Origin of the sequence: Vibrio sp. 10N.222.46.A1 (genome assembly GCF_041473595.1) — a bacterium.
GTDB lineage: Bacteria > Pseudomonadota > Gammaproteobacteria > Enterobacterales > Vibrionaceae > Vibrio > Vibrio tasmaniensis_A.
Genome location: NZ_JBFRSN010000406.1, coordinates 1 through 3629, shown reverse-complemented (window position 1 = coordinate 3629; position 3629 = coordinate 1). Strand labels below are relative to the sequence as shown.

Annotated in this window: 6 protein-coding genes; 2 read left to right on the top strand and 4 right to left on the bottom strand. The window is 41.3% G+C overall.

The window, feature by feature from the left end; genetic code table 11:
- Positions 1 to 141: 141 nt before the first annotated feature.
- On the bottom strand, positions 142 to 510 hold the full coding sequence (locus AB4496_RS12760) for a phage protein (RefSeq protein ID WP_102258300.1): 369 nt from the start codon (positions 508 to 510) through the stop codon (positions 142 to 144).
- A gap of 361 nt (positions 511 to 871) precedes the next feature.
- Here AB4496_RS12760 and AB4496_RS12755 point away from each other — a divergent pair, with 361 nt between their 5' ends.
- Positions 872 to 1117, top strand: coding sequence for a hypothetical protein (locus AB4496_RS12755; protein ID WP_009845860.1), 246 nt, complete (start codon positions 872 to 874; stop codon positions 1115 to 1117).
- Between the two features lie 165 nt (positions 1118 to 1282).
- Here AB4496_RS12755 and AB4496_RS12750 read toward each other — a convergent pair whose 3' ends face one another.
- From AB4496_RS12750 to AB4496_RS12740, 3 genes are all read right to left on the bottom strand, one after another.
- Complete coding sequence (locus AB4496_RS12750; protein WP_009845861.1) at positions 1283 to 1621, bottom strand: type II toxin-antitoxin system RelE/ParE family toxin; 339 nt, start codon at positions 1619 to 1621, stop codon at positions 1283 to 1285.
- Between the two features lie 11 nt (positions 1622 to 1632).
- The gene (locus AB4496_RS12745; RefSeq protein WP_009845862.1) at positions 1633 to 1881 is read right to left on the bottom strand and encodes a prevent-host-death protein; all 249 of its coding nucleotides are present in this window, start codon (positions 1879 to 1881) and stop codon (positions 1633 to 1635) included.
- A 173-nt stretch (positions 1882 to 2054) separates the two neighbouring features.
- Positions 2055 to 2972 carry a LysR family transcriptional regulator gene (locus AB4496_RS12740; RefSeq protein ID WP_009845863.1) on the bottom strand — a complete coding sequence of 306 codons (918 nt, stop codon included), beginning with the start codon at positions 2970 to 2972 and terminating at the stop codon, positions 2055 to 2057.
- Positions 2973 to 3166: 194 nt separating this feature from the next.
- On the opposite strand from AB4496_RS12740, the gene AB4496_RS12735 reads away from it, so the two are divergent.
- Positions 3167 to 3629 (top strand): alpha-amylase family glycosyl hydrolase (locus AB4496_RS12735; protein ID WP_372131083.1); only part of this gene is annotated, 463 nt, incomplete at its 3' end.

Below are 3629 nucleotides of genomic sequence, written 5' to 3'. Positions count from 1 at the left end.
GGTTCATGACGCGCTTACGGTTAAACTAACAAATAAGGGATTTGTTCCAATCGAAGCTATCTTATCAATAAGTATTTCACCTTGTTAGACGCTCTTTCTTTAGCTTTGAACTCCCATTGAGAAAACCATACTTTTCTCATCCTATTTTCTGATGTTCGCTATCGCTCTAGCAAGACCAAGTAAATGTGTCGAAGTCTTAATCTCCAACTCTGACTGAATTCCTAAAAGCGCAATCCCTGCTAATATTTGTTGTGGCCTTACGATTTGGCCTGTTGGCAGCTCCATACTGTCGTATAACATTTTGAACTGTACCCAGTCTTCGCTAATGCTTAGTTCTCGACCTTTTGCCATTCTCATTAGTCTTTTGCACTCAGGCGGTATTGGTTTTCCTTCGTCCCATCCCGTGACCGTTCTCACAGTTTTAAAACACAGTTCCGCGACCTCTTCCTTGGTCATTTGGCACTCTAACTCTCGAAAAATGTAATTCTTACTCATTTCGCGATACTTCAATGATAAAACCTCTAAATACAAGAGGTTGCACTGATTCAAGGAGATATGCACGATTGAACATAAGCAGACAAAGTGCGCACTGTACAAAGGCGTATTAATTGGTAATATTTGTCTTATAAAAAGTTATTCATGAATCACTAATATTAGAATTCCTGAAACTCATTTATGTCCAAAACCGTTCCAGCACGATCTCAGTTACCTCATCCATTTCTAAGATAAACCGCTCCCGATTACATTCCACTGGTTTACTATTTTTCCATTCGCTTTTTATGGTTAAAATGCCTTATGGTACAAACAATCGAATTATAGATACTTGCGGGCTTTGCCGCAGGTATTCCTCATTTACACGAAAAGACTGATTATGAATTTTGATATCAATGCACTGAAACACCACCAACTGGTCGAAGATGGTCAACTAGAAGGGTGTTACCTTCATCAACCAGCACAGGGCAGCCAGCAAGACGATGACGCTGTTTTAGCAGAGCGCCAAGCGCTAGAAAAATTGGGGTATAAGGTAGTACAGGTACAAGCCAAAGGTGGGGCAACAACCTTTGCTGAAGCGATGCAAAAGTTTGCGAAGAAAACAGGTCACCAGACCAAAGAGTAAGCGAATGGGTGTAGAGGGGCTTTCTATTACGGCTGATAACCTTTGGATTTTAAAGCGAACACATCATAAAGCTTTTTAACAACAGCCGCTTAACTCGAATTAAAACACACCCCGTAAGTCACTAAACGGGGTTATAAGTACATGAGCTAAATCTCTGCTATAACTTTATTTATGTATGATGCAATAATCAACGAGAGCCATTGATATGTCTTGTTTTTGCCTTAATAAGACTAGGCCTGTAACCGTGCCATTATTCACCTCATAAAACAGCCTAAAACCCGATTTTTTGAACTCTCTGATACTAGTGACCCCCAACCCTACAAGCTCAGAACATCTAGAGTACATGTTAGGGTTATGGCTCACATTTTCTTCAAAGGCATCTAAAAGACTCTCAATCCCTTCAATGACTGATTTTTCATCATTCCATTGAGTTAGGTGATCAATCGAATCATTTAGCGAATTTTCAAATGTTTCCGTGTATTGAATTTCTACTTTATGAGTCATATTTACCTTTGTTACTTACGGGCAGCTAATCGACTTCTTAAATCTCTAGACGAAGTTACACGATCTTGAACAACATCATTTTTTGCAAAGCTAACCAGTTTCATTAGCGCAATGGCATCTTGACGTTTTTTATGGTCTTCATACGACTCAACTACATACGTAGGTTTTCCATTTTGCGTGATCGTTAGTGGTTCACTTAAAGGCAAGTTAGCCGCATTTTTTTTTAAGAAACTGACGGTTTCTACATTTGCTGTGTCCATAATCACTCACCCTGTTTGTATTTGTTGCTTTAGTTAGTTGAATGTCATCACTCATTCAATAGCTATATTGTACTACCCGATCACTACTAGTTCAAATTTAGACTTTATTTAAACTGCTCTGCACAACCAAGATTGGACGCTTACCCAAACGAGTTTCGTATTTCATGCAATGCTTAATCAAAGTTGGCTTTTTGTAAGATCTCAATGAACGTCTTGATCTTGAGGTCTTCCGCTCCCTGTTTCGCGTAGAGGCCAACGTTTCCTAGCTTAGAGTCATCAATCAGTAAGGTTTCGAAGCCTTTGTCTTTCATCCAATCGCACATTTTATGACTGTATGGCATGACAGCATCAGACATTCTTAACATATCTAAGCTCGCAAAAAGAGAGTCAACGTCATAGACATCTCGCCCAACCACCTCGGTATCACGCCCACCAGGCTGTGAATTTACGTGGTCAGACAGTACAGAGTTATGTCGAGAATGATCGGGGGTCACTTGGAGTATTGGAAACGCTAATGTCTCACGCCTTAACAAACTCGGATCTAAGTGTTTCTTCGTTAGCAACGGATGGTTGGCTCGAACAAACACCGCTTCTTTGTCTTGAAAGAGTGGGTAAAACGTTACTTTGCATCGCTCATGCAGCCCATAGATTTCATGGCCAACAAACAAGTCGATATCGCCTTGAACCAAGTGGTGCATCAAAGACAAGTTGTTACCGAACTCTAAATGTAGCGAGCCCATTTTTTCTTGTTGCTTGTATTCCTCAACCGCCTTGCAAACAAATTGTTCCCACCAAGCTTCCCCGGTGCCGAGTTTCAATTTACCGGATTGGCGCTGCTGCATGTCGGTAAAGCGGTGCATCAAAGACAGATGCTTTTCTTGCTGTTCTTGTGCAAACTCCCGAAACAACACCCCGTACTCAGTAAGCTCAACGCCTTTTGACTTACGAGTAAAAATAGCCACACCAACATCACTCTCTAATTTCTTGATCGCAGCGGTCAAGGAGGGTTGGCTAATATTCAGCTTTTCTGCGGCACCTTTAATACTGCCAGTATGCGCAACCATCAGAAAGTATCGGTATAGCTTGTTCATAGGATTCTCTTAGTTTGCATTCGATCACAAAATGCGAGGTTAGAAATTCAACAAATTAAACCACTGAACACAGTGCGCAGCGGATAAAGCTCATGATATAGGATTTTTCTATAGAGAGCATTAGTAATGCTATTTCCCAGTGTAAGATGAAATCACTATAGTAAGGTCAATTAACTTATTAAGTGGACATTGAGATGGAACAGAAATGGTGGCATGACGCAGTGGTCTACCAAATTTACCCGCGTAGCTTTTTAGACTCGAATAATGACGGTATCGGTGACCTAAATGGAATCATCAGCAAACTCGATTACCTCAAAGAACTAGGCATTAATGTCATTTGGCTCTCCCCTGTTTATCAATCTCCAATGGACGATAACGGCTACGACATCTCCGACTACCAAGCGATTGCTGAAGAGTTTGGCACAATGGAAGAGATGAAACGACTGATGGATGAAGCGAAGGAACGTGACATTAAGATTGTTATGGATTTAGTGGTAAACCATACGTCAGATGAGCACCGTTGGTTCGAGCAAGCACGCTCTTCAAAAGACAATCCGTATCGAGACTATTACATTTGGCGCGATGCAAAACAGGATGGCAGCGCACCGGATGACCAAGGTTCGATCTTTGGCGGAAGTGCTTGGCAGTGGGATGAAC